At 62.7% G+C, this 26,029-nt stretch carries 21 protein-coding genes, 1 tRNA gene and 2 pseudogenes; 18 read left to right on the top strand and 6 right to left on the bottom strand.

Annotation, left to right across the window (positions count from 1 at the left end):
• The first annotated feature begins 33 nt into the window (after positions 1–33).
• From selA to L9B60_RS27340, 4 genes are all read left to right on the top strand, one after another.
• On the top strand, positions 34–1,464 hold the full coding sequence (selA, locus tag L9B60_RS27355; RefSeq protein ID WP_249674090.1) for an L-seryl-tRNA(Sec) selenium transferase: 1,431 nt from the start codon (positions 34–36) through the stop codon (positions 1,462–1,464).
• Positions 1,461–3,374: a selenocysteine-specific translation elongation factor gene (gene selB / locus L9B60_RS27350; RefSeq protein WP_249674089.1), complete on the top strand. Its 1,914-nt coding sequence runs from the start codon at positions 1,461–1,463 to the stop codon at positions 3,372–3,374. The genes selA and selB overlap by 4 nt, the downstream gene beginning before the upstream one ends.
• Before the next feature lie 6 nt (positions 3,375–3,380).
• A tRNA-Sec gene (locus L9B60_RS27345) sits at positions 3,381–3,476 on the top strand.
• Positions 3,477–3,674: 198 nt separating this feature from the next.
• Positions 3,675–4,391: a tellurite resistance TerB family protein gene (locus L9B60_RS27340; protein ID WP_249674088.1), complete on the top strand. Its 717-nt coding sequence runs from the start codon at positions 3,675–3,677 to the stop codon at positions 4,389–4,391.
• A gap of 17 nt (positions 4,392–4,408) precedes the next feature.
• On the opposite strand, the pseudogene L9B60_RS27335 reads toward L9B60_RS27340, so the two are convergent.
• Positions 4,409–6,404 (bottom strand): annotated as a pseudogene (locus tag L9B60_RS27335) (peptidase U32 family protein).
• Between the two features lie 193 nt (positions 6,405–6,597).
• Here L9B60_RS27335 and L9B60_RS27330 point away from each other — a divergent pair.
• Both L9B60_RS27330 and L9B60_RS27325 read left to right on the top strand, forming a co-directional pair.
• A complete protein-coding gene (locus tag L9B60_RS27330; protein WP_249674087.1) occupies positions 6,598–7,017 on the top strand; it encodes an antitoxin Xre-like helix-turn-helix domain-containing protein in 420 nt (139 codons plus the stop codon).
• Positions 7,011–7,703: an RES family NAD+ phosphorylase gene (locus L9B60_RS27325; protein WP_249674086.1), complete on the top strand. Its 693-nt coding sequence runs from the start codon at positions 7,011–7,013 to the stop codon at positions 7,701–7,703. The genes L9B60_RS27330 and L9B60_RS27325 overlap by 7 nt, the downstream gene beginning before the upstream one ends.
• Here L9B60_RS27325 and L9B60_RS27320 read toward each other — a convergent pair.
• Positions 7,681–8,604, bottom strand: a complete 924-nt coding sequence (locus L9B60_RS27320) for a LysR family transcriptional regulator (protein WP_249674085.1) — start codon at positions 8,602–8,604, stop codon at positions 7,681–7,683. The two genes, L9B60_RS27325 and L9B60_RS27320, sit on opposite strands and share 23 nt — an antisense overlap.
• 113 nt (positions 8,605–8,717) lie before the next feature.
• Between L9B60_RS27320 and L9B60_RS27315 the strand changes: the two genes are divergently transcribed.
• Positions 8,718–9,578: an aldo/keto reductase family oxidoreductase gene (locus L9B60_RS27315; protein ID WP_249674084.1), complete on the top strand. Its 861-nt coding sequence runs from the start codon at positions 8,718–8,720 to the stop codon at positions 9,576–9,578.
• An 86-nt stretch (positions 9,579–9,664) separates the two neighbouring features.
• On the opposite strand, the gene L9B60_RS27310 is transcribed toward L9B60_RS27315, so the two are convergent.
• Together L9B60_RS27310 and L9B60_RS27305 are read right to left on the bottom strand one after the other, a co-directional pair.
• Entirely contained in the window at positions 9,665–10,273 is a 609-nt protein-coding gene (locus L9B60_RS27310) for a LysE family translocator (protein WP_249674083.1), read from the bottom strand.
• 90 nt (positions 10,274–10,363) lie between these two features.
• A complete protein-coding gene (locus tag L9B60_RS27305) occupies positions 10,364–11,317 on the bottom strand; it encodes a LysR family transcriptional regulator (protein WP_249674082.1) in 954 nt (317 codons plus the stop codon).
• Between the two features lie 133 nt (positions 11,318–11,450).
• Here L9B60_RS27305 and L9B60_RS27300 point away from each other — a divergent pair, with 133 nt between their 5' ends.
• The 5 genes from L9B60_RS27300 (at position 11,451) to L9B60_RS27280 (ending at position 16,808) form a co-directional block, all read left to right on the top strand.
• Positions 11,451–12,629 (top strand): M20 aminoacylase family protein, encoded by a 1,179-nt coding sequence (locus tag L9B60_RS27300; RefSeq protein ID WP_249674081.1) that lies wholly within the window; start codon positions 11,451–11,453, stop codon positions 12,627–12,629.
• A 56-nt stretch (positions 12,630–12,685) separates the two neighbouring features.
• Positions 12,686–13,990, top strand: a complete 1,305-nt coding sequence (locus L9B60_RS27295; RefSeq protein ID WP_249674080.1) for an MFS transporter — start codon at positions 12,686–12,688, stop codon at positions 13,988–13,990.
• 83 nt (positions 13,991–14,073) lie between these two features.
• Positions 14,074–15,396, top strand: coding sequence for an OprD family outer membrane porin (locus tag L9B60_RS27290; protein ID WP_249674079.1), 1,323 nt, complete (start codon positions 14,074–14,076; stop codon positions 15,394–15,396).
• A 489-nt stretch (positions 15,397–15,885) separates the two neighbouring features.
• Positions 15,886–16,176, top strand: coding sequence for a hypothetical protein (locus L9B60_RS27285; protein ID WP_249674078.1), 291 nt, complete (start codon positions 15,886–15,888; stop codon positions 16,174–16,176).
• Positions 16,173–16,808 carry a hypothetical protein gene (locus L9B60_RS27280; RefSeq protein WP_249674077.1) on the top strand — a complete coding sequence of 212 codons (636 nt, stop codon included), beginning with the start codon at positions 16,173–16,175 and terminating at the stop codon, positions 16,806–16,808. The genes L9B60_RS27285 and L9B60_RS27280 overlap by 4 nt, the downstream gene beginning before the upstream one ends.
• A 55-nt stretch (positions 16,809–16,863) precedes the next feature.
• Here the strand turns inward: L9B60_RS27280 and lldD are convergent, their stop codons facing one another.
• Complete coding sequence (gene lldD / locus L9B60_RS27275) at positions 16,864–18,009, bottom strand: FMN-dependent L-lactate dehydrogenase LldD (RefSeq protein ID WP_249674076.1); 1,146 nt, start codon at positions 18,007–18,009, stop codon at positions 16,864–16,866.
• A gap of 137 nt (positions 18,010–18,146) precedes the next feature.
• On the bottom strand, positions 18,147–19,130 hold the full coding sequence (locus L9B60_RS27270) for an aldo/keto reductase (RefSeq protein WP_249674075.1): 984 nt from the start codon (positions 19,128–19,130) through the stop codon (positions 18,147–18,149).
• 227 nt (positions 19,131–19,357) lie between these two features.
• Here L9B60_RS27270 and L9B60_RS27265 point away from each other — a divergent pair, with 227 nt between their 5' ends.
• The 6 genes and pseudogenes from L9B60_RS27265 (at position 19,358) to L9B60_RS27240 (ending at position 25,769) form a co-directional block, all read left to right on the top strand.
• Positions 19,358–20,410, top strand: coding sequence for a LacI family DNA-binding transcriptional regulator (locus L9B60_RS27265; protein WP_249674074.1), 1,053 nt, complete (start codon positions 19,358–19,360; stop codon positions 20,408–20,410).
• Positions 20,411–20,662: 252 nt separating this feature from the next.
• Positions 20,663–21,974: pseudogene (locus L9B60_RS27260) on the top strand (MFS transporter).
• A gap of 40 nt (positions 21,975–22,014) precedes the next feature.
• Positions 22,015–23,175, top strand: coding sequence for an L-talarate/galactarate dehydratase (locus L9B60_RS27255; protein WP_249674073.1), 1,161 nt, complete (start codon positions 22,015–22,017; stop codon positions 23,173–23,175).
• Between the two features lie 107 nt (positions 23,176–23,282).
• The gene (locus tag L9B60_RS27250; RefSeq protein WP_283780539.1) at positions 23,283–24,647 is read left to right on the top strand and encodes an MFS transporter; all 1,365 of its coding nucleotides are present in this window, start codon (positions 23,283–23,285) and stop codon (positions 24,645–24,647) included.
• Positions 24,648–24,861: 214 nt separating this feature from the next.
• Positions 24,862–25,164, top strand: a complete 303-nt coding sequence (locus L9B60_RS27245) for a hypothetical protein (protein ID WP_249674072.1) — start codon at positions 24,862–24,864, stop codon at positions 25,162–25,164.
• Positions 25,161–25,769 carry a dTMP kinase gene (locus tag L9B60_RS27240; protein WP_249674071.1) on the top strand — a complete coding sequence of 203 codons (609 nt, stop codon included), beginning with the start codon at positions 25,161–25,163 and terminating at the stop codon, positions 25,767–25,769. Before L9B60_RS27245 ends, L9B60_RS27240 begins: the two co-directional genes overlap by 4 nt.
• Positions 25,770–26,029: the final 260 nt, after the last annotated feature.

The following is a 26,029-nucleotide window of genomic DNA, read 5'->3' as shown; positions in this document are numbered from 1 at the left end:
TACACTCGGGTAAACCCTTGCTGGAGCCCGTTGATGCCCGCCCAAGCCGCCCCCCAACCGCTGCGCCTGCCCTCGGTCGACAGCCTGCTGCGCAGCGCAGCCTTCCAGCCATTGGCCGAACGCTACGGGCGCGATGCCTTGTTGGCAAGCGTGCGGCGCCTGCTGGATGAACTGCGCGAGGCGGTGCACGCCGGCCAACTGGGCGCCATTGAAATCAGCGCGCCGGTGTTGGCCGGAAGGCTCAGCGAGCGCCTGGCCGTGCAGCATGCCAGCCAGGTACGGCGGGTGTTCAACCTCACCGGCACCGTGCTGCACACCAATCTGGGGCGGGCCTTGTTGCCCGAGGCCGCCATCGAGGCGGTGCAGCAGGCCGCGCGTTACCCGTTGAACCTGGAATTGGACCTGGCCACCGGCAAGCGTGGTGACCGCGATGACCTGATCGAAGGCCTGATTCGCGAACTGACGGGCGCCGAGGCCGTGACCGTGGTCAATAACAATGCCGCCGCCGTGCTGCTGACCCTCAACAGCCTGGGCGCACGCAAGGAAGGCATCATTTCGCGCGGCGAGTTGATCGAGATTGGCGGCGCCTTTCGCATCCCCGACATCATGGCCCGCGCCGGCGTGAAGTTGCACGAGGTGGGCACCACCAACCGCACCCACGCCCGCGACTACGAAGCGGCCATCGGCCCGCGCACGGGCTTGCTGATGCGCGTGCACACCAGCAACTACAGCATCCAGGGCTTTACCGCGCAGGTGCCGACGCCTGCGTTGGCTGCCCTGGCGCACGCCCATGACCTGCCATTGCTCGAGGACCTGGGCAGCGGCAGCCTGCTGGACCTGACGCGCTGGGGCTTGCCCGCCGAGCCCACGGTACGCCAGGCTTTGGCCGATGGTGCCGATATCGTCACCTTCAGCGGCGACAAGCTGCTGGGCGGCCCTCAGGCGGGGTTGATCGTAGGGCGCAAGGACCTGATCGCCAAGATCAAGAAAAACCCGCTCAAACGCGCCTTGCGCGTCGACAAGTTGACCCTGGCGGCGCTTGAGGCGGTGTTGGGGCTTTACCGCGACCCCGAACGCCTGGCCGAGCGCCTGACCACGTTGCGCCTGCTGACCCGGCCCCAGGCCGACATCCTGGCCCAAGCCGAGCGCCTGCGCCCGCTGTTGGCTCAGGCCATGGGGGCTGGCTGGGTGGTGGCCGCCTTGCCGGCGCTGGGCATGATCGGCAGCGGCAGCCAACCGGTAGCGCGCCTGCCCAGCGCGGCCTTGTGCTTGCGCCCGCAGGTGTCCAAGCGCCTGCGCGGCCGCCAGTTGCAACACTTGGAAGCCGCGCTGCGCAGCCTGCCGATCCCGGTGCTGGGGCGCATTGACGACGATGCGCTGTGGCTGGACCTGCGCCAACTGGACGATGAGCCGGCCTGGCTGGCACAGCTCGGTCAATGGCCGGGGCCAGGGGCGAACGCGTGATCGTCGGCACCGCAGGGCACATCGACCATGGCAAGACGGCTTTACTGCAGGCATTGACCGGCCAGGCGGGCGACCGTCGGCCCGAAGAGCAGGCGCGTGGCCTGACCATCGACCTGGGCTACCTGTATGCCGCCCTTGAACCGGGCGCGGCATTGACCGGTTTTATCGACGTGCCGGGCCACGAGCGCTTCGTCCACAACATGCTCGCCGGGGCCCAAGGCGTTGACCTGGTGCTGCTGGTGGTGGCCGCCGACGACGGCGTGATGCCGCAAACCCGCGAGCACCTGGCCATCGTCCAACTGTTGGGCATACCTCGCCTGCACGTGGTGATCAGCAAGTGTGATCGGGTCGAGGCCGAGCAAGTGCAACGCGTGCAGGGCGAGGTGGCGGCCCTGTTGGCGGATGGCCCTTATGCCGCCGCGACACCGTTCGTGGTGTCCAGTGTCACGGGGCAGGGGATAGAGGCCCTTCGCACGGCGCTGAGCCGCTTGGCCGCAAGCATCGAACAGCGTGGCGACGGCGGGGGCTTTCGCCTGGCCATCGACCGTGCGTTCAGCGTTACCGGTGCCGGCATCGTGGTCACCGGCACCGCGCTGGCCGGGCAGGTGATGGTCGGCGACACGCTGCTGCTGGGCGCCGCCGGCAAACCGGTGCGGGTGCGTGGCCTGCATGCGCAGAACCAGGCCACCGCCCAGGCCCAGGCCGGGCAACGGGTGGCCGTGAACCTGAGTGCCGAACGGCTCAGCCTTGAGCAGATCCACCGGGGTGACTGGTTATTGGCCCAATGGCTACATGCCCCCACCCAACGCCTGGACATCGAGTTACAGTTACTGGCCAGCGAGGCACGCAGCTTCGAGCATTTCAGCCCGGTGCACCTGCACCTGGGCACCCAGGACGTCACCGCCCGCGTGGCCTTGCTGCAGGGGCCAAGGCTTGCGCCGGGCGAACGGATGTTCGCCCAGTTGCTGGTCAATGCCCCGGTGCACGCAGTGCACGGTGACCGCCTGGTGCTGCGTGATCAAAGCGCGCAGCGCACGCTGGGCGGCGGCCGGGTACTCGACCCATTCGGCCCGGCGCGCCAGCGCCGCAGCCCGCAGCGGTTGGCGCAACTGCAGGCCTTGGCCAGCGCTGCAAGCCTTGAGGCGGCACTCGCCCCGTTGATCGCCAACAGTGACGCAGGCCTGGCCCCGCAGCGCCTGGAGCGCCAATTCAACCGCCTGCGCGCGACCTGGCAACTGCCTGTCGGCATCTGCGTGATCGCCACCCGCCAAGGCCCTTTGCTGTTCAGCGAAACCCATTGGCAGGCCTTGAAAACTTCAGTGCTGGGCGCATTGGTGCGCTTTCATCAGGCCGAACCCGATCAACTGGGCCCCGACCGCGACCGGCTGCGCCGCTATGCCAATACGCCCTTGGAGCGCCCGGCGTTTATCAGCGTGCTCGAAGAGCTGCTGGCCGACGCGCAACTGCACGCCAGTGGCCCCTGGTTGCACCTGCCCGAACACAAGGCCCGCTTGAGCGCCGAGGATGAAACACTGTGGCGCAGCCTTGAACCGCTGTTGTTGCAAGGCCGGTTCGACCCACCGTGGGTGCGCACCCTGGCCGGCGCCACGGCCCACGCCGATGCCAGTGTGCGTTTGCTATTGCGTAAACAGGCGCGCCTTGGCCAGGTGCATCAGGTAGTGACCGACCTGTTCTACCCCGACGCCACGCTGCGCCAGTTGACGGCTATGCTGATGCAACTGGCGGCCCAAGGCGGTGGTCTACAGGTGGTCGCGTTCCGCGACGCCACAGGCCTTGGCCGCAAGCGCAGTATCCAGATACTCGAGTACCTGGACCGTATCGGCGTGACCCGGCGTGTGGGCGAGCACCGCCAACTGCGCGCCGACAACCCCCTGGCCCCCAGGGGCTGAGTTCAAGGAAGGCAATCGCGCCCGGTGGCGCGGCCGGGCTTCAAACCCGGTGGGGGACGGCATCCGTTCCTGGGCAGGTTCGACTCCTGCTGCCTTCCGCCAATGACAAGGGCGGCGTGGCCTTCGCGGATAAATCCGCGCCTACAGGTGTTCGCAATTCGCCATAGGAGCGGATTTATCCGCGAAGCAGCCAACACCTCGCATCAGGCAGCGCCATTGCCTCAGCCAAACGGTCATGGCACATCCGCCGGCGGCAACTATTGTTTGCTGACCAACAATAATCACCGGATGAACGCCACCATGAACACCAGCGATCTGCTTGAACAACTCTTGCGGGCCGGGCAGGGCTCGATGTCGCAACCCTCGGCGGGCGCAGCACCGGGCGGCCTGGGTGGCTTGCTGGGTGGGCTGTTGGGCGGTGGCTCATCGGCGGGCGCCGGTGGGCTGGGCGGTTTGCTCGGCGGGTTATTGGGCGGCAGTCGGGCAAGCACGGGCGCCCCGCAAGCCCGCTCGGGCACGAACTACGCCGCACTGGCCTCGTTGGGCATGATGGCGTTCCAGGCGTACCAGGCCTGGCAGCGCCAGCAGGCGTCATCATCACCACAGGCCGCTGCGCCTCAGCCTGCGATCAGCACCGTCGACATGCTCGCCGGCCCCGAGGTCGAAGCCCACAGCCATGCCGTGCTGCGGGCACTGATCGCCGCGGCGAAGGCCGACGGGCATATCGATGAGAAGGAGCAGCAGATGATCTCTGCGGAAATCGGCAAGCACACCGACGATCCGCAACTGCAGCAATGGCTGGACGATGAGGTGGCCAAACCGCTGGATGCCGCCGACGTGGCTCGTTCTGCCACCGAGCCTGGCATCGCCGCGGAGATGTATTTGGCCAGCGTGATGCTGGTGGACGATCAGCAGGAGGCCGAGCGCAATTACCTGGACGAGTTGGCTGCAGCCTTGAAGATCGACCCCGACCTGCAGGTGCACCTGGAGCAGCAGGCCCGTGGGCAGGGCGCCTGAGCACCCCGCCCTCAGGTTTAATGCGGTGCGCGAACGATGGTTTTCAGCAGGTCTTCGGGGCTGATATGCCCCACCCACGTTTTTACCGCTGCCCGGCTGCGGCAAGTCGAGGATGTGCCCCTTCATCTTGCCGATCACGTGCATCTCGCACGGCTTGCAGTCGAACTTCAAGGTCAGCACCTCGTCGCCGTGCACCAGTTGCATGGGCGCGACCTTGGTGCGCACGCCCGTCACACCCTTGGCCTGCTTGGGGCACAGGTTGAAGGAAAAACGCAGACAGTGCTTGGTGATCATCACTGGCACCTCGCCGGCTTCTTCATGGGCCTCGTAGGCCGCATCGATCAGCTTGACCCCATGGCGGTGGTAGAAGTCGCGGGCCTTTTGGTTGTAGACGTTGGCCAGGAATGACAGGTGCGACTCCGGGTACACCGGCGGCGGCGTGGTTTCAGCCTTGCGCCCGCCCCGCGGGTGGGCCTTGATGCGGGCCGAGGTCAGCGCCTCTATGGCTTCGCGCCGCAGCGCCTTGAGGTGTGAGTTGGGAATGAAAAACGCCTGCGGGGCATCCAGCTCGATGTGCGTGGCGTGGTACTGGGTGGTGCCCAGCTGGCCGAGCAGGTCGCGCAATTGCTCCAGCGCCTGTTCCGGCTTATTGGCCGCGCCGAACGGCCCCTGCAGCGCCACTTGGGCAGTGATGCCTTCTTCGCTGGTTGCGGTCAGTTCCAGGCGGGCTTCACTCAAGCGAGCCACCCAGGCCAGGCCCACGCGGCGCTCGGCCGAGGTTTTCTGCAGGGCGTGCTGCCAGTTGTGGTCCAGGTTGCGGTTCAACGGGTGGTTGGGCTTGAGGTTCAACCCGGCCGGCATTTCATTGGGCTCGACGCGGTAGCGGTAACGTTTTTCACCGTCTTCTTCGAACTCACCCTTGGGCTCGGCGATGTTGGCGCGAAAGCCCACCACTTCGCGCTTGACCAGCACGTTGAGGCCGTCACCGTTGGACAGTGGCTCATGGGTGACCACCTGCAGGTCACGCTTGCCGACTTTCTCGACCACGCCCACCGGCAAACCGGTGAAGGTGGGCGTGTCGAAGGCGCCGATGTCGATCTTGCGCTCGCTGACGAAATAGTCGGTGCTGCCGCGGTGAAAGGTTTTTTCAGGGTCCGGCAGGAAAAAATGCTGGGTACGCCCGCTGGACGCGCGCGCCAGGTCCGGGCGGTCTTGCAGCACGTCGTCCAGGCGCTGGCGGTAATAGGCAGTGATGTTCTTCACGTAGCCCATGTCCTTGTAGCGGCCCTCGATCTTGAACGAGCGCACGCCTGCTTCCACCAAGGCGCGGATGTTGGCGCTCTGGTTGTTGTCTTTCATCGACAGCAGGTGTTTTTCAAACGCCACCACGCGGCCCTGGTCGTCTTTGAGCGTGTAGGGCAGGCGGCAGGCCTGGGAGCAGTCGCCACGGTTGGCGCTGCGCCCGGTGTGCGCGTGGGAAATGTTGCACTGGCCGGAAAACGCCACGCACAGCGCGCCGTGGATGAAGAACTCGACCGCCGCGTCCGTTTCGTCGGCAATGGCGCGGATCTCTTGCAGGTTCAGCTCGCGGGCCAACACCAACTGCGAGAAGCCCGCCTGGTCGAGAAACTTCGCCCGCTCCAGGGTGCGGATGTCGGTCTGGGTGCTGGCATGCAGCTCGATGGGCGGAATATCCAGCTCCATCACCCCCAGGTCCTGCACGATCAGCGCATCGACGCCGGCATCGTACAGTTGGTGAATCAGCGTGCGGGCCGGCTCCAACTCGTCGTCGTGCAGGATGGTGTTGATGGTGGTGAACACCCGCGCATGGTAGCGCCGGGCAAACTCCACCAATTGGGCGATTTCGCCGACTTCGTTGCTGGCGTTGTGCCGCGCGCCGAAGCTGGGGCCGCCTATGTAAATGGCGTCGGCGCCGTGCAGGATGGCCTCGCGGGCAATGGCGACATCGCGTGCGGGGCTGAGCAATTCCAGGTGATGCTTGGGTAGGGACATTTTTTTTAGTCTGGGTTGTCACGGTCAGGCGTGCATTGTAGCGGCCAAACCTTGGGTCGGCACTAGTCGAGGGAAATGATCAGGTGGGCACTGCAAACTGCAAGAGTCCCTACGGCCGACAACACAAACGAATTGAGTCTGTAGATACACTTGTGCTATAACTTGAATCTGTAGATTAAGCCGAGGTCGCGTGATGAGCACAGCCCTGCACACCCCACCACTTACCAAGGACCCACTCACCAAGGATCAATGCGTGACGGGCTTGCGCGCTGCCTTGCGTATTCTCGATCGCTGGCAAGCCACCAGCGAGCAGGCCTGCAAGGTATTGCGCATTTCGCGCAGCACCTACACCCGCGCCAAGCAGGCCGATGCCGCCTGGTCGGTGGGCCTGGACCTGGACCAGATGCAGCGCATCAGCTTTGTGTTGAACATCCATGCGGCCTTGCGCACGGTGTTCGACAACCCCGAGAACGTCTACGGCTTCCCATCGATGGCCAACCGCAACGAGTTTTTCAATGGGCGCAAGCCGTTGGAGATCATTGCCCAAGGCGACATGGTGTCGTTGTACGAGACGTTCCGCCGCATCGATGCGCTGCGCGGTGCCCAATGGTGACGGTGAACACGCTGCCGGTACTGGCCGGTGACGACCTGCAGGCCCATCGGCTGGTCAACTCCAAGTTCCCGCCCATCGACCTGTTCGATGACGTGGCTGATGCGGCCCAGTTCCAGGCCCTTCACCAGATCCAGGCGCTGACCAACCCGCGCCTGCAAAACGAAATCGGCCGGTTGGAGTTGATCCCGCTGCGCGAGATCCCTTTCGGCATCCCCGGTTGCTCGTATGCGACGGCGCCGTTCACCCACGTCAACCCGGCCGGCTCGCGCTTTAGCAACGGCACCTTCGGCGTGCTGTACCTGGCCGATACCATCGACACGGCGATTGCCGAAGTGCGCCATCACCAGAATCGCTATTGGGCCGGTGTAGAAGGCTTGAGTTATGAGCGTTTCGTGTTCAGGGGCCTGGCCTGCGCCTTTACCGACGCCGGCAACCAGGACGCCACGGCGCTGGCCTTGTCAGACCCGATCTATGCGCCCAACGATTACACGCAGTCCCATGCCTTGGGCAGCCGGCTCAAGCAGCAAGGGCACGCCGGCTTGCGCTACCACTCGGTGCGCTCACCGGGCAACACCTGCTGGGGGTTGATGACGCCCAGGGCTGTCAGGTCCGTCGTGCAAAGCGCGCATTACGAAATGATCTGGAGTGGGCAGATCACCAGCGTCAATCGGCTCTCGAATGCCTGACGTCACCCGCCGCCTGGATGAAGTCCACGAACGCGCGCAGCGGGGAGGGCAGGTAGCGGCGCCCTGGGTAGTACAGGAACGGCCCGCTGAAGCGCTGCCACCAGGGTTCGAGCACCGGTTCCAGCACGCCGCTGTCCAGGTACGGCCGCAACCAACCCTCGAATAGACAGACCACCCCCAGCCCGTCTATCGCCGCCTGCACCGCCAGGTCCACGGCGCCGCCAATACGTACCACCAGCGGGCCGCTGGGGTCGATGCGCACGATTTCCCCCTCGCGCTCGTATTCCCACAGCGGCATGGCCCCACTGGGGAACTTGCCGCGCAGGCAAGCGTGCGACAGCAGGTCGCGCGGGTGCTCTGGGCGGCCCCTGGCGTTCAGGTAGGCCGGCGCTGCCGCGGTGGCAAAACGCTGAAACCGTGGGCCGATGGGCACGGCGATCATGTCTTGCTCGATGCGATCATCGTAGCGAATGCCCGCATCGCAACCGGCAGCGAGCATGTCAACGAAGCTTTCCTCGGCCACCACCTCCAGGCGAATGTCGGGGTGGCTTTGCAGGAAGGGCGTAATAATGCCCGGCAACACCAGGCGCGCCGCGCTGATGGGCACGTTCAGCCGCAGGGTGCCCGAAGGGCGGTCGCGAAACTCGTTGACCACGTCCAGCGCCGACTCGACCTCACCCAGCGCCGGCACGATGCGCTCCATCAACCGTGCACCGGCTTCGGTCGGCACCACGCTGCGGGTGGTGCGGTTGAGCAGGCGCACGCCCAGGCGGGTTTCCATGCGCCGCACCGCATCGCTGAGGCTCGACGCCGATGCGCCGCTCTGCCGCGCGCCCTCGCGAAACCCGCCAGCCTTTACCACGGCCACGAAGGCCAGCAAGTCTTGAATGTCCGTTGTCATCGTTCGCCCCATTGTTCGGTCAGCCGTACAGGCTGTGCACATTGCAACGGATTATCAGTGAAGTCGTCAACGCCTATAGTCAGCACACTTACACATTGACAGGCGGGCATGACATGAGCGAAGCACAGCAGGCAGGCAGCTTTTTACTCGGCGGGCGCACCGTCAACCGCATCGGCTACGGCGCCATGCAGTTGGCAGGCCCCGGTGTATTCGGCCCACCTAAGGACCCGCAAGCGGCGATCGCGGTGCTGCGTGCGGCACTGGCAGCCGGGGTGAACCACATCGATACCTCGGACTTCTACGGCCCCCATGTCACCAACCAACTGATCCGCCAAGCCCTGCATCCCTATGCAGACGACCTGGTGATCGTGACCAAGGTGGGCGCCAAGCGTGGCGCCGATGCCTCGTGGAATGCCGCGCAAACTCCGGCCGAACTGACCCAGGCGGTGCACGACAACTTGCGTAACCTGGGCCTGGACGTGTTGGAGGTGGTCAACCTTCGCGCCTGGGGCAACCTGCATTCGCCGGGTGAAGAGTCCATAGAAGCGTCCTTTACCGCGCTGGCAGAGTTGCAGCGCCAAGGGCTGATCCGCCACTTGGGCCTGAGCAACGTCAGTGCCGCGCAGGTCAAGCAGGCGCAGGGCATCGCCGACATCGTCTGCGTGCAAAACCATTACAACCTGACCCATCGCGATGACGAGCAATTGATTGCCGACCTGGGCAAGCAGGGCATTGCCTACGTGCCGTTTTTCCCACTGGGCGGGTTTACCCCGTTGCAGTCAAACACCCTGACCGAGGTGGCCGCCCACCTTCAGACCACACCCATCCAAGTGGCCCTGGCCTGGTTGCTGCAGCGTGCGCCGAACATCCTGTTGATACCCGGGACCTCATCGGTGGGGCATTTGCACGAGAACCTGAAGGCCTGCGAGTTGGTGATCGGGCAAGCGAACCTGGCGCAGTTGGATGGCTTGTAGGCACCTGGCCTTAACAGCGTCTTAAAACAATGGGTATACCCCGCACCTAGGCGCTGTACGAAGTGTGTTACCGCGAAGTCATCGACTCACGTATGCATGGGCAAGGCCAACCCAAACAGTACGAAAAACCCACCACAGACCTTGTTGAATCGCCGTCCTGTGCGCGCCAACCAAGGTCTGACCTTGTGCGCTGCGCTGGCCACCGCATACTCAACGATGAACTCCACCACTGCGTAGGTCAGCGCGATGGCGGCTGTCTGCGCGACGATGCTCCTGTGCGGGTCCAGGAAGGGTGGGATAAACGCGGTAAACAGCAGCAGCGCCTTGGGATTTGAAATGGCCGACACCAGCCCTTGGCGAAACAGTGACCACGGTCGAAAGCGTGCAGTGCCGACCGTTTCGAGACTGACAGGGGCGGCCCGCCACAGCCCGAAGCCCAACCAGATCAAGTACAGCCCGCCAGCAACCTTCAATACCGTGAACCCGGTGGCCGATGCCTGGATCAATGCGCCCAATCCCAACGCGCAAAACGCAAGCACGATGGCAAAGCCGAGCACGCCGCCGGAAATGGTGAACAGCGTTTTGCGACTGCCATGAAGGGCGCCGTGGGTCAGCACCAATAACGCATTAGGCCCTGGCACTACCGCAATGCCGCAGCAGGTCAGCAGGTAAAGCAACCAGGTGTCAAAGGGCATGGTCTGTTCCGCAAGGGGTTGATTCAGCACGCATCATGAGCGCAAACAGCGGTGATGAACAGCGCCTGCTGAACAGGCTGGCCGCGCGTGTCACACCAACACTTTCAACGTGTCGAACAGGCGCCGGTCTTCGCTTTTTGACGATCGCGAGCGGCGCCGCACCACCTGCAGCAGGCAGTCGACGAAGCACTGCGCCGCCGTACCCAGTTGGGTGTTGCGCGGCGTGACGATGCCGATGGTGTCAGTGGCAAAGGATTCCCTCAAGTTGAGCCGAGTGATCCGTTCCTGGAACATGGGCACGGTCAGCATCGGTTCGGGGCAGTAACTGACCATGTCGGTGTGCTCCATGAGCGACAGCATCAACTGCAGGGACTGGGCGCGCTGCACCCGCTCTTCGGCGATGTGCGCGTCATGCTGCCAGAACAGTTCGTTCATGAAACTCTGGTGGTTGGCGTCCGGGTAGTTGACCACCCAGTCCTGATCCAGCAGGTCATGGATGGACCGGCACTGTTGCTTGGGGTGGCCATGCCTGGCAATCACCGCCATCTGGTAGGAAAACAACGGGTCGCTGCTGAATTCCGGGCGCGGCAGCAGCGCCGATACCAGGCCCACGGCAAATTCCATGGTGCCTTCGCGCAGCCGGGGTAGCGTGACCGCCATCAACCCTTCGAAAATTTCCAGGCGCACCTGCGGCATGCGTTGGCGAAACAGCAGCACCACCTCAGGCAGCAGCGTCATGCCCATCCACGGCGAAATACCCAGGCGCAACTGGCCTTCGGCCTGGCCGCGCAGGTGCGCCAACTCCAACTGCGCCTGTTCCAACTGGCCGAGCATTTGCCGGGCGTGCAGTAACAGTGAGCGACCGTACTGGGTGAGCATCACGCCACTGGCATTGCGCACCAGCAGCGGCAGTTGCAGCTGGCTTTCAAGTTCGCGCAGCGCTTTCGCCACGGCAGTTTGCGAGACCGCAAGCGTACGGGCTGCGGCGCGAATGCTGCCGCAATCGGCGATGGCGACCAAGGCCTGCAACTGGTGCAGTTTCATGAGTGCTCCTGGGTGTTGGCTGTAAACCTATGGTTTTCAGCCCAACCAATTTGTGACTGCCAGCGCCGCGGCCGGCTCCCTATCATCGGGGCCGCAGCATGCCCGTCCACACCCAGAACAACAAGGAAATAAGATGACCCACCCGTGCGTGTTACCTGGTATCCAAGCGATCGAAGCCGAGATGATCTCACTGCGCCAACACCTGCATGCCCACCCGGAGCTCAGCTTCGAGGAGTTCGCCACCAGCGATCTGGTCGCCAGCAAGTTGCAGGCGTGGGGCTTTGAAGTGCATCGGGGCATGGCGGGCACCGGTGTGGTCGGGCGGTTGCGCCTGGGCAGCAGCGACAAGGTGATTGGCCTGCGCGCCGACATGGACGCCCTGCCGATCATCGAGCAGACCGGCTTGCCGTATGCCAGCCGCAACGAAGGCGTGATGCACGCCTGCGGGCATGACGGCCACACCGCGATCCTGTTGGCAGCCGCCAAGCACCTGGCACAAAGGGGTGAGTTCGACGGCAGCGTGGTGTTGATTTTCCAACCAGCGGAGGAGGGTGATGGCGGCGCGCGACGGATGCTCGAAGATGGCCTGTTCGAGCAGTTCCCGTGCGATGCGGTGTTTGCAATGCACAACATGCCAGGCTTGCCGGTGGGCAAGTTCGGCTTTCTGGCCGGCCCGTTCATGGCCTCCACCGACACGGTGACCATCAGTGTGCGGGGCGTCGGTGGCCACGGGGCGATGCCGCACAAGGCGGTCGACACGGTACTGGTTGGTTCAGCCATCGTCATGGCGCTGCAAAGCATCGTCTCGCGCAACGTCGACCCGCTCGATTGCGCCGTGGTCTCGGTGGGCTCCATCCATGCCGGCATCGCCCCCAACGTGCTCCCGGACACCTGCGAACTGCAACTGAGCGTGCGGGCCCTCAAGCCTGCGGTGCGCGACCTGTTGATCGAGCGCATCAGCGCCGTGGCACAGGCCCAGGCCGCCAGCTACGGTGCCACGGTCACGGTGCAGGTCGATGAGTCGCAGCGCTTCCCGGCGCTGATCAATGACGTGGACAGCACGGCCTTTGCCCGCCAGGTTGCCCAACAATGGCTAGGTGATGAAGGGCTGATCAGCGACATGACGCCGCTGACCGGCAGCGAAGATTTCGCGGTGATGCTGGAGCATTGCCCGGGGTGTTACCTGGTGATTGGCAACGGTGACGGGGAGGGCGGTTGCATGGTGCATAACCCAGGCTACGACTTCAACGACGACTGCCTGGCCCTGGGGGCCAGCTACTGGGTGCGCCTGGTTCAAACCTTCCTGGCCTAATCGCCCACCGCCTGCCCGCCCCGCTGCAATGATTGCACCGGGGCCAAGGAGTCATCATGACTGCAACCATTACCCCGCAGGTGATCGAGGCCCAGGCCGCTCGCCCGCCGCTCAGTGCCCGTGCCATTGCTGCCATCACGGTCGGCTCGGCACTGGAGTTTTTTGAATTTTCGGTGTTCAGTTTTTTCGCCACAGTGATCGGACGGCAGTATTTTCCCGCGCAAAGCGAACTGGGCCAGTTGTTGCTGGCGCTGGCGACCTTCGGCCTGGGCTTTGTCATGCGCCCACTGGGCGGCCTGATCATTGGCGGCTACGCCGACCGCGCCGGGCGCAAGCCGGCGATGTTGCTGACCCTGTGCCTGATGGCTGTAGGGTCGTTGGCCCTGGCGGTGACGCCGACCTATGCGCAAATCGGCATCGCGGCGCCACTGTTGATCGTCGCCGCCCGGCTGCTGCAGGGCTTTGCCATCGGCGGTGAAGTGGGCGCCTCGACCGCCATGCTGATGGAGTACGCCGATGACCATAACCGCGGCTTCTATGGCAGTTGGCAGTTTTTCAGCCAAGGCTTGAGCTTTCTGCTGGGCTCGTTGGTGAGCCTGGCCCTGAGCGCCGGCCTGAGCGCCGAGGCCCTGGAAAGCTGGGGCTGGCGCATGCCGTTTCTGGTCGGCGTGCTGGTGTTGCCGGTCGGTGTCTACATCCGTCGCCACCTTCAGGAAACCTCGGCCCAGGCCTGCCACGGTGAAACGCCACCGCCGGCACTGCGCCAGATCTTCACCCAGCACCGCCGCACGCTGGTGGCCGGGGTGCTGATGGCCATCGGGGGCACCGCCTGCAGCTACATCGTGCTCGACTATATGACCAACTACACCGTCGCTGTATTGCACCTGCCCCTTCAGGTAGGCATCGGCGCCTCCTGCCTGGGTGCCCTGGTGCAAATCGTCCTGTCGTTGTGGGCCGGCAAGCTCAGCGATCGGATCGGCCGGCGCCGCACGATCCTGCTGGGCAGCGTGCCGATGCTGGTATTGATCTACCCGGCCTTCATGCTGATGACGCATTACCCGACCTTGGGCACGCTGATGATGGTGTCGATCTTCACCACCTTCTTGCTGGTGATGATTACCGTGCCGTCCATTGTCATGCTCACCGAACTGTTCCCGCGCGCTATCCGCGCCACGGGGCTGTCGTTGGTGTATTGCCTGGGGGTGTCGGTGTTCGGCGGCTTCGCGCAATTCTTCGCCACTGGCCTGATCAGCCTGACGGGCGACAACCATGCACCGGCCTTCTACGTGATGGTGTGCCTGTGCGCCACGCTGACAGGCGTGGCCATGGTCAAGGAAACCGCCGGCACACGCCTGGACTGACCCGCCATACCCGCCGTGGCGCCCCGCCACGGCTCGATAATAAAAACAGGCGCTCAAGCGCTCACCTTCCGATGGATATCGACATGGCCTCCACACCGTACCTAGGGCCGCTGGGCATCGCCTGCCTGGCTGTTTTCCCGTGCGTCTGCACGGCCGCTGACCCAGGCTTCATCGAGGACAGCCACCTGACATTGCTCAGCCGCTTCAACGTATTGAACACTCAAATACTGGGCGACGGTCACCACCAGCGCGCACACAACCGTCGCGACCCACGCGACGTGGCCTTGGGCGAGCGGCTCAGCTTTGCCTCAGGCTACACTCAGGGCACTCTGGGCGTGGGCCTGGATGCCTTTGCCTACGGCGCCTTCAAACTCGACGGCGGCACAGGCCACGCCGGCTACGGTAACGTCCAGGTCAACGACCAGGGCCAACCCAAGCGCACCTTTGGCCGGGCCGGTGGCCTGATCAAACTGCGTTATGGGCAAACACAACTGCGCTACGGCCAGATGGAAATCACCAACCCGGTGTTCGCCACCGCCGATGCACGGCTGTTGCCCAGCACCGCCACCGGTTTTCACCTGACTAACCAGGATGTCCGCGGCCTGCTGCTGGAAGGCGGGCACTTCACCGCCGGCACCGAGCCTGCCTCCACCAGCAACCGGGGCGGCCTGTGGGCCAACTACGCCTACGTCCAAACGCCGTCGGTGGACTTTGCCGGCGGCCGTTATGCACTCAACGAGCACGGCGCCATCAGCGCCTACACCTCGCAGTTCCAGGACCTGTGGCGCCAGTACTACATTGGCAGCACTTACGGTTGGGTGCTCAGCCCTCGCCAAAAGGTGGACCTTGAGCTCAACCTCTACCAAACCCATGATCAGGGCCAGGCCAAGGCGGGCGTCATCGACACCACGGCCTATTCCAGCCTGCTGGCCTACACCCTGGCCAACCACAAGCTCACCGTCGCCTTCGAGCACATCAACGGCGACACCCCGTTTGACTACATCGGCTTTGGCAACAACGGCTCTGGCGCCTTCGGCAACTCGATCTACCTGAGCAACGCGATCATGGCCTCGGACTTCAACGGCCCCAACGAAAAGTCGTGGCAGGCCCGCTACGACCTGGACCTGGCGCCTTATGGCGTGCCCGGCTTGAGCTTGATGGGGCGGTATGTCTACGGTTACGACATCAGCAGTTCGCCCAACGCGCACTATGGCGCCTGGGCGAATGCCGACGGCGCGTCGCACAAGGAATTGGATATCGAAGCGCGCTACGTGGTGCAAAGCGGCCCGGTGAAGGGCATGCGGGTGCGCTTACGCCAAGGGGTGCACCGCGCCGAGGGCGGGCAGCCGGATGGCGATATCACGATGCGGATCGTCGTGGTGGAATGGCCGCTGCAGCTTTTTTGAGGGGCCTTGGCAGTGGAACCGGGCGCGGCTGCGCGCCTAAACGTGGACCAGGGCAATGGAGAAGAAAACAACCAGGATGCTGGCAAGCGTCAAGTGAATGTTCATGGGTAGGCATCGTGTGAGAAAGGGTAGGGTGCAGGTTAACGAGGCTCGGCGCACTTCAAAAATTGAACGCGCAGATAACGGGTATCGATGGGAACGATGCTTGAGTGTGGTGAGTGTTTGTACAGGCCGGCGCACAGGCGGGTTCGAGGGCTTCGTCGATAAAGGGCTTGGCAAATTGTTAAGGCTTGCGCAGACCTCGTGCACGGGGCGGTTTGACAGGGCTGGCATGTTAACTAAGCGTTACACAACATGGCCTTTTATCGGTTTACTTGATTTTCCTTTTTACAGTGCAGATATCAGACTACGCTTGAAATTGGCTTGCGCTGCAAGCTGTGTTGTTGGAGCGGTGTCAAGAGTCGCTCCGTAACAATAGGAGACTTTATCGTGAAACAACCCGCCGATGTTTTATTCGCCGCTAGCCTCGAAGGCTTGGAACTGTCCGAGGCTTACCATGCTCTTGTCAAAGAAGCAGTAGCAGGTCGAGTACAGTTTACGACCACCCATTCAAAAACTGTTCGCCAAGACCCCTACATGAAAATCATCCAGACCCATGATGGAGAGTTGGTGAAGATCCCGGGGCTTACCTGCCTGGAAAGTCATCTGCCGCGAGATCGAAGCCCCACCAAGGAGGAATTGGAGGTCGCCTGGAGTTTGTGTATGGGAAGGATGTCATGATACAGATAATCCCCATATACTTAGAAAGTAACCGAGAGGCAGCAGAGTATTTTTCTCGCCACAGAGAAGAGTTGGAAGCATTTTCGCGCGAGCATGTCATTATTGCTCTGACTAAGGAAGGGAGCGGGATTAGCGTCAGTGGTACATATGCCACTGTTAAGTCAGGCCGTTATCCGGGCCTGGCAAATGCCGACATCCCCTGTTTGTGGATTGAGTCAACTAGCGATCATGTTATTATTCCTTTGGCAGGAAAAACTGTCGAGCAGATAGACTGGCTAATGAAAAAAGTAGTTGATCTTGCACACGGCGAGCACTCGGTCAAAAATATGGAAAAAGCGCTTGTGCAGAATAAACCACTACCGCCCGAAGACCGGGGGCACTGGTTAAAAAACCTCGTCACATTAATCGTTGCGCTTGGCATTGGCCTTTTAGGGTTTGTATTTCTGGATTTCTGGAAAGGGCTTGTCTGGCTAGCCTTCTTTGTCTTGGCGATCCCTCTGGTGCTGGCAAGCGTACAGAGCGCGCACACCGTAAAAGGGAAGAAGCTTGTCGACATGTACAAGATCGGCGTCTCCCAACTCGCCAATGTACTGAAAGCGCTTGGAAAACTGTTCAAAGGGGGAGACGAGTAGAGGATGATAGTTAGCCTTTTTCACTGGATGGCCAACGCTATGAAATCGCCCACCTTCAACCCTTAACGCCCGCGACCAGTGACTCCCCGGTGATCTCCTTGATCGACTTCGCCCCGGTCAGCACCATGGCCACGCGCATTTCCTTCTCGATCAAGTCCAGCAGATTGCTCACCCCGGCACCGCCAGCCACCGCCAACGCATAGACAAACGCTCGGCCCAGCAGCACGGTGTCGGCGCCCAGGGCGATCATGCGCACGATGTCCAACCCGCTGCGGATGCCCGAGTCGGCCAGAATCGCCAGGTCGCCCTTCACGGCGTCGGCGATGGCGGGCAGGGCGCGGGCGCTGGAGAGCACGCCGTCCAGTTGCCGGCCGCCGTGGTTGGACACCACGATGCCATCGGCACCGAACGCCACCGCGTCGCGGGCATCCTGGGGGTCGAGGATGCCTTTGATCACCATCGGCCCTTGCCAATACTCGCGAATCCACTCCAGGTCCTGCCAGGAAATGGACGGGTCGAAGTTGCTGCCCAACCACCCGATGTAATCGGCAAGGCCGGTGGGGTGGCCACGGTAGGTGGAGATGTTACCCAGGTCATGCGGGCGCCCCAGCAGGCCCACATCCCACGCCCAGGCAGGGCGGGTAAAGGCTTGCAACATCCGCCGCGTTGGCCCGTTGGGGCCGCTCATGCCGGAGTGAGCGTCGCGGTAGCGGGCGCCTGGCACCGGCATATCGACCGTGAATACCAGGGTGGTGACGCCTGCGGCCCGGGCCCGCTCCAGGGCGTTTTTCATGAAGCCGCGGTCCTTGAGTACATACAGTTGAAACCACATCGGTCGCTTGATGGCCGGGGCGACCTCTTCGATAGGGCACACCGACACCGTCGACAGCGTGAAGGGGATGCCTTTGGCATCGGCAGCCTGGGCGGCCTGCACCTCGCCGCGCCGGGCGAACATGCCGGCCAGGCCAATCGGTGCCAGGGCCACGGGCATGGCCAGGGTTTCGCCGAACAATTGGGTTTCCAGGCTCAGTTGCGACATGTTGCGCAACACCCGTTGGCGCAGGGCAATATCGGCCAGGTCATCGACATTGCGCTGCAAGGTGCGCTCGGCGTAGGCACCGCCGTCCAGGTAGTGAAACAGGAAGGGCGGCAGTTTGCGTTGAGCGGCGGCGCGGTAGTCGGTTGAGGCCGAAATGATCATGGGCAGGGGGTTCTCTCCAAGGGCGTGAAGGTGCGGCCTCTCAGCGACCTGACCGCAGTGATGGGGTCAGGGTAGCTGAGGTTTTCGTCAGCGCCCGTTCAACTCACCGTATTGAACGGGCAGGCGCAAGCTTTAAATCACTCGAAACCCACCACCGCATGCGGCACGTACGGCGCTTCGAGCAAAGCGAGTTCTTCAGCGCTGAGGGTGATGGACAGTGCAGCCACTGCATCGTCCAGATGCTGGGGCTTGGAGGCGCCCACCAATGGCGCCACCACGCCAGCCGTCTGGGCCACCCACGCCAACGCAATTTGCGCCCGGGGAACCCCGCGTGCGGCAGCCACACGGGCAACGGCCTCGACCACTTGGCGGTCGGCGTCGGCGGTACGCTCGGTATACAGTGTCTTGCCGTAGGCGTCGCTGTCGGCACGCGCAGAACCCTGGTCCCAGTCGCGCGTCAACTTGCCCCGTGCCAGTGGGCTCCACGGCAGCACGGCAATGCCGGCATCCCGGCACAACGGCAGCATTTCGCGCTCTTCTTCGCGGTTGATCAGGTTCAAATGGTTCTGCATCGACACGAAGGGTGTCCAACCGTTTGCCCGGGAGGTGTACAGCGCCTTGGCAAATTGCCACGCGTGCATCGACGAGGCGCCAATATGCAGGGCCTTGCCAGCCTTCACCACGTCATGAAGTGCTTCCAGGGTTTCTTCAATCGGTGTTTCGTAGTCCCATCGGTGGATTTGGTAGAGGTCGACATAATCGGTGCCCAGGCGGCGCAGGCTATTGTCGATCTCGTTGAAAATGGCCTTGCGTGACAGGCCACCGATATTGGGGGCATTGCGCGACTTGAAATACACCTTGGTCGCGATCACGATTTCGTCACGTTGCGCAAAATCACGCAGCGCCCGCCCGACGATTTCTTCGCTGGTGCCGTCTGAGTAACTGTTGGCCGTGTCAAAAAAATTGATGCCGTGCTCCAGCGCCTGTTTGATCAGCGGACGGCTTTGCGCTTCGTCGAGCGTCCAGGCGTGGTTGCCCCGCTCAGGCACACCGTAGGTCATGCAGCCCAGGGCCAGGCGGGAGACTTTGAGGCCGGTTTTACCGAGAGGTGTGTAGTGCATCGCGGGGTTCCTTTTGGGCAGGGCCAATGGTCGTGATCAAGCACCATAGGCGGCCATGGCATGGCTGTACATCAATGAGTGTCGCGACGATAACGCAGGCGGGCGATCTTCAGTGTCGCACCTCAGATTAGCAATCGAGGCCATGCATGGCCATCGCAGCTTTGGTACAGTCACCGCTTTGGCAGTGCCGGGCCTACCCTGCACTGCGGCCCGAACGCGGAACCCCCATGGCAAAGAAACCCGGCAGAGCGTCCGCCAACCTGGACGCCTCCCAGCCCAAGAAAGCCTCCAGCCTGACCCTGATCGACGTCGCCAAGGTGGCGGGCGTGTCGCCCATTACAGTGTCCCGCGCCTTGCACCGCCCCGATATCGTCAGCAAGCAAGCCCGCGAGAAAGTCTTTGAGGCCGTGCGCCAGACCGGTTACGTGTCCAACATGATGGCCGGGGGGCTTGCGAGCAACAAGTCGCGACTGGTGGCGATTTTCCTGCCGACCATTGCCAACTCAATCTTCGCCGACACCGTGCAGGCGCTGATGGACCGCCTGACCGAAGCCGGCTATCAAACCCTGTTGGGCCTCACCGGCTACTCGGCCGAGCAGGAAGAAAAACTCCTGGAAGCGGTGCTCGGCCGCCGCCCCGACGGCATCGTCTTGACCGGCACGCTGCACACCGAATCCAGCCGCCTGCGCCTGGCCCAGTCGGGCATTCCGGTGGTCGAGGCCTGGGACCTGAGCGAACAGCCACTGGACATGCTGGTGGGGTTTTCCCATGAGGGGGTAGGGGAGGCCACGGCCAGGCATTTGCTCGCCAAGGGTTATCGGCGTTTTTCTGTGGTGAGCATCAGCGACCCCCGTGGCCTGCGCCGCTGCAACAGCCTGATCGCCGAACTGCGCCGCCAGGGTATTGAACAGGTGCCCATGACGGTGATGACGCCACCGGCCACCCTGGAAGTGGGCCGGGAAGGCTTGCGCCAGTTGTTCGAACAGGGCGCCACGCCTGACGTGGTGGTCTGCAGTTCCGACACCATTGCCCAAGGCGTGTTGGCCGAAGCGGCCAGCCGCGGCGTGAAGGTGCCGGCTGAACTTGCGGTGATGGGCTTTGGCGACCTGAGCAGCGCCGCCCACGTCTATCCGGCCTTGTCGACCGTGCACGTGGACGGCAAACGCATTGGCGACCAGGTCGCCAGGGCCCTGCTGGAGCGCTTTCAACACCCGGCCGGGAGTGCCGACCCGGTGCGCGTGGACACCGGTTTCACCCTCATCGATCGGCAAAGTACCTAACAGCTTTTTCGGTAAAAAACACCGAACGGGCTGTTGAATGATTGCGCAATCAGTGTAGGATCTTTTCAAAGGCCATCAGCCGGGTCGGCAGGGTGGCTTTTTTTTAGGCCTGAATGATTGCGCAATCATTAGCATCATCAAGGCGACCGAGGCCGACAGGCTTCAGGGTAATACCCCACAATAAGGACAATAAAAGTGAATACACCCGCGCACCCGGTCGCCAAGACCCATGTCCGCTACGTCATCCTGGCGATGATCTTCATCGTCACCGTGTTCAACTACGTGGACCGCGCGACCTTGTCGATCGCAGCACCTGCCATGCGCGCAGACCTGGGTTTTGACGCGATCACTATGGGCATCGCCTTCTCAGCGTTTGGTTGGGCCTACACCAGCATGCAAATCCCGGGGGGCATCGTGCTCGACCGGTTCGGTTCGCGGTTGGTGCTGGGCATGAGCTTGATCATCTGGTCGGCGCTGACGTTCCTGCAAGGCTACGTCGACCTGTTCAGTTCCGCGTTCCTGGCGCTTTTTGTGCTGCGCTTTCTGATGGGCGTGGCCGAGTCCCCGGCATTCCCGGCCAACAACCGCCTGACGGTGATGTGGTTCCCGCGCCACGAACGCGGCCTGGCCACGGCGATTTTCCAATCGGCGCAGTACTTCGCGCTGGCGGCCTTTACGCCCCTCATGGTGCTGTTGCTCAACAGCTTCGGTTGGCAGCACGTGTTTTTCTGGACCGGCGGGGCAGGGGTATTGATTGGCCTGCTGTGGTTCAAGATGGTCCAGGAACCGCGCAAGGACAAACGCGCCAACCAGGCCGAGATTGACTACATCGAAGCCGGCGGCGGCTTACCGGGTATCGGCGATACCAAGACGCCCTTCAGTTGGAAGAATGTGCGCGCCATCGGTGCCAACCGCATGATGCTGGGCATCTACCTGGGCCAGTTCTGCCTGACGTCCATCACGTGGTTCTTTCTGACCTGGTTCCCCACCTACCTGATCGAGGCCAAGGGCATGACCATGCTCAAGGTCGGGCTGGTGGCCGCCGTCCCACCGATCCGCCGGCTGCCTGGGCGGCATGATCGGCGGCGTGTGGTCCGACTGGATGCTCAAGAAGGGCTGCAGCCTGACCACCGCCCGTAAAACCCCGATCATCTGCGGCCTGCTGCTGTCGAGCAGCATCGTCGTTGCCAACTACACCCAGTCGGTAGCGCTGGTGATTCTGGTGATGTCCATCGCGTTCTTCGCCAAGGGCGTCGGCAACCTGGGCTGGTGCATCGTGGGCGACGTCTCGCCCAAGCGAGCCATGGGCATCAGCGGCGCGATGTTCAATTTCTGCGGCAACATCGCCAGTATCGTCACGCCCATCGCGATCGGCGTACTGGTCAACCAATTGGGCTCCTTTGACGCCGCGCTGATGTACGTGGCGGCCATGGGGCTGCTGGGCGCTTTCGCCTACCTGTTCATCGTCGGCCCGCTCAAACGCATGGACATCGACGACTTAAACGATTTGCCAACGCCCGCCCCCGAACCGCTGAACGCCGAGCTGTCTGGCCGACGCTCCTGATAACGCCTGAACACACCTTCGCCCCCCCAAGGAGAGCACCATGCTCGCACAACAACAAAGCCCTAGCTGCGCCGACGACGACCGCATTGCCTACGTAAAACTCTCATCGGTTTTTTTGCCCCTGGCCAATCCCATCAGCGACGCCAAGGTGCTGACTGGCCGGCAGAAACCCATGACCGAAATTGCCATCCTGTTCGCCGAAATCGAAACGGTCGATGGCCACACGGGCCTGGGCTTCAGCTACTCCAAACGGGCCGGTGGCCCCGGCCAGTTCGCCCACGCCAAAGAGATCGCGCCGGCCCTGATCGGTGAAAACCCCAGCGACATCGCCAAGCTGTGGACCAAGCTGTGCTGGGCCGGTGCATCGGTGGGCCGCAGCGGGCTATCGACCCAGGCCATCGGTGCCTTCGACGTGGCCCTGTGGGACCTCAAGGCCAAGCGCGCCAACCTCTCATTGGCCCGCCTGCTGGGCGCGCAGCGTGATTCCGTGCGGTGCTACAACACCTCGGGCGGCTTCCTGCACACACCGTTGGACCAGTTGCTGAAAAACACCGACCTGTCCCGGGAGAAAGGCATTGGCGGCATCAAACTGAAGGTCGGCCAGCCCGATTGCGCCATCGATATCGAACGGGTCAGCACCGTACGCCGGCACTTGGGTGACAACTTCCCGCTAATGGTGGACGCCAACCAGCAGTGGGATCGCCCGACCGCCCAGCGCATGTGCCGCCGTTTCGAAGAATTCAATCTGATCTGGATCGAAGAGCCGCTGGACTGCTACGACGCCGAAGGGCACGCCGCCCTGGCCCAGCAGTTCGATACCCCGATCGCTACGGGCGAGATGCTGACCAGCGTCGCGGAGCATGCGCAGTTCATCGAACTGCGCGGGGCCGACTTCCTCATGCCGGATGCACCTCGGGTCGGGGGTATCACGCCGTACCTGAAGGTCGCGGCGATGGCCGAGCAAGCGGGGGTGATGCTGGCACCGCACTTTGCCATGGAACTGCACGTGCACCTGGCGGCCGCTTACCCCACCGAGCCTTGGGTGGAGCATTTCGAGTGGCTCGAGCCGCTGTTCAATGAACGCCTGGAAACCCGCGATGGCCGCATGCTGGTACCCAAGCGTCCAGGCTTGGGCCTGTCGCTGAGCGAGCAAGTGCTGCCCTGGACCGCGCAAGTGGCCGAGGTCGGCAAGCGCCCCTGACCTGCCTGACTCACACCTGCACCACCGTCTGTACATGAATCCCAGGCCCTGAACCGTCAGGGCCTGAACGCGGCACCCGATAACAATGACAAGAAGAGGATTTTCATGTGGATGATTCCAACCTGGCAGCGCCCATCACCCCCGCAGTAGCGCCGGCCGTGACCACTGCCGCGCGCAGCAAAGTACGCTACAGCGTGCTAGCCATGCTGTTTATCGTCACCGCGATCAACGTCGGCGACCGGGCAACCCTGTCGATCACAGGGTCGGCACTGACCCAGGTACTGGGCATCGACGCCATCACCCTGGGCTTTATTTTCTCGGCCTTCGCCTGGGCCTACGTCCTCGGCCAACTGCCGGGTGGCTGGCTACTGGACAAGTTTGGTTCGGTGCGGGTGTACGGGGTGTCTTTGTTCCTGTGGTCGACCATCACCGTCGCACAAGGCTTGATCGGCTTTCTGTCGATTCCGGTGGCGGTGGCGACCTTGTTTGCGCTGCGCTTTCTGCTGGGCCTGATCGAGGCACCGGTGTACCCCGCCAACAATCGCATCGTGGCCGCCTGGTTTCCATTGCAGGAGCGAGGGTTGGCGACGGTCATCTACAACTCGTCCATGTATTTGTCGGTGGTAATCCTGGCGCCATTGATGGGCTTTATTGCCCACCACTATGGCTGGGAACACGTGTACTGGTTCATGGGCACCCTGGGTATTGTGGTCAGCCTTGTCTGGTTCAAGCTGGTCAAGGCACCCACGGAGCACCCCATGGTCAACCCGGCGGAGCTTGAACACATCCGCAGCGGCGGGGCAGAAGTGGACATGGACAAGCCCAAGACCAAGGGCGCCTTTCGCCCGCGGTTCTCCGACCTCAAGGTGCTGCTGAAAAGCCCGATGATGTGGTCGATCTACCTGGGCAAGTACTGCGACACCTCGCTGCAGTACTTCTTCCTCACCTGGTTTCCGATTTACCTGGTCAAGGGCCGCGGCCTCAACATCATGGAGGCGGGTGCCATCGCCGCCATTCCTGGCATCTGCGGCCTGCTGGGGGCATTGTTCGGCGGCGCCGTCTGCGACTTCCTGCTGCGCAGGGGCTTTTCGTTGACGGTGGCGCGCAAGATCCCGCTGGTGTGCGGCATGAGCCTGGGCGCCAGCCTGGTGCTGTGCAACTTCACCGAGTCGGTGTGGGTGGTGACCGTGCTCATGTCCCTGGCGATCTTCGGCAAGGGCGTGGTGGCCGTCGATTGGACACTGGTGTCCGACACCGCGCCCAAGCAGATCACCGGGATGGCAGGCGGACTGTTCAATATGTTCGGCAATATCTCGGGCATCATCACGCCGGTGATCATTGGCTACATCGTGCAGGTCAGCGGCTCTTTCGAGGGCGCGCTGTATGTGGTGGCGGGCCACGCGTTGCTGGGGGCGCTGGCATTCTTGAGCATGGGCACATTGCGCAAGCTTGAGTTGGCAAGGGTGGTGTGAGGGGGAGGGGAGCGATCTCAATCCAAAAGCTCATGGAAAAATGACCTATGTACGAGGCACTAAGCATCTATATGCCTCGTATATAGGTCAATCAAGGGGTCTGAGCTACACTAGCATCGTCTCTCTTGCCAAAAATATAGGACTGGGTCATGGCTAAACCCCGGCGTACGACATATGCCCACAGACACGAACAAGAAATATGGCGAGTCAGGGCATGTTGATCATGGGGCAGGCTAATCAAAGCCAGATAGCGCTCTGTCTGGATGCCGCACACCTGTTTCTACTGGACCGCAGTTCAGCCAAGTCAATCGTGCTGACGCAGCTTGAAACGGTTCGCCAACACTGGTCAGCAGTGTGCACTGAGGCGTGGATAAGCATCGTTGATCGGAATGTTCTGGCGACTCGACAGGTGTTGAATCCGTTCGTTTTCGAGCAGTTGCCAGAGGCGGATAGGGACCTTGCGCAGAGGGCAGAGGCCATCAGGCGGCAATGGGTTGCGGCGACCTTCACCGTATGAGTCATCCGCTGTTCATCTCGCTGGATGGGCCCAAAGGCACCGGCAAAACCACCCTGTTGGAGGCCGTTACGAAAGTACTGAGGGCCGACCACCACAAGGTGGTGCGCCTGTGCGAGCGAAACAACGATCCCTATCGGGGTGAAACCATGGCCCTGGTTAACCAGCTCGCCAGGAACCCCTCCCGGGACCTGGAGTGGGAAGTATGTGAGCGCCTTGCCGATAGCCGCGCGTGGATGACCCAGCACGTGCTACCCAAACAGCCAGCGGGCAGCATCATACTGATGGATCGCTGGTACCCCTCCGATGCCGCGTTTCGCCGGTTGGTGCCGTTTGCAGCGATTCTGCAGTTGAACATCGACCGAAACGTGCGCGTGCCCGACCTGCATGTGGGGGTTGTCACTGACCCTGATATCTCATGGGCCAGGGCGGCAGCACGAACGCGTGGGCTGGGCAGCACGGTGATTCATAAGCAGGCAGAGCATGCCGCTTGCACCCAGGCATTCGAGCGCGCGGTTGCCGAACACGGTTGGGTGTTGTGCCGTAATGAAGGCACGATCGAAGAGGCGACGAGGCAGGTAGTTTCGCACATTCAAAGACTGCTTTGATGCACTGCAAGCGTGCGGTGGGTTTAAGTGCGCGGTCCTCCCTCAAGCCAGCGTCGGCCCGGTCGAAAAGGTGGCCAAAGCGGACACAAAACCGGCGGCGCTTTCGTTCCTGGAGAACGTGAGCGTGGAAGAGAAGTCAGCGTCGGGCTGGCTGGTGCAGCATCAGGCGTTGAGCCAGGCGCTCACGCAAACGGAGGCTGACGGGTCAACGGCCAAGGCGGGGAAGGGGTAGTTTCATAATCTGTCGGAGATATTGGCGG

The organism is Pseudomonas abieticivorans (assembly GCF_023509015.1).
In the GTDB taxonomy this organism is placed as follows: Bacteria; Pseudomonadota; Gammaproteobacteria; order Pseudomonadales; family Pseudomonadaceae; genus Aquipseudomonas; species Aquipseudomonas abieticivorans.
The sequence above is the reverse complement of the archived record's forward strand: the minus strand, read 5'-3'. Positions and strand labels throughout refer to the sequence as shown.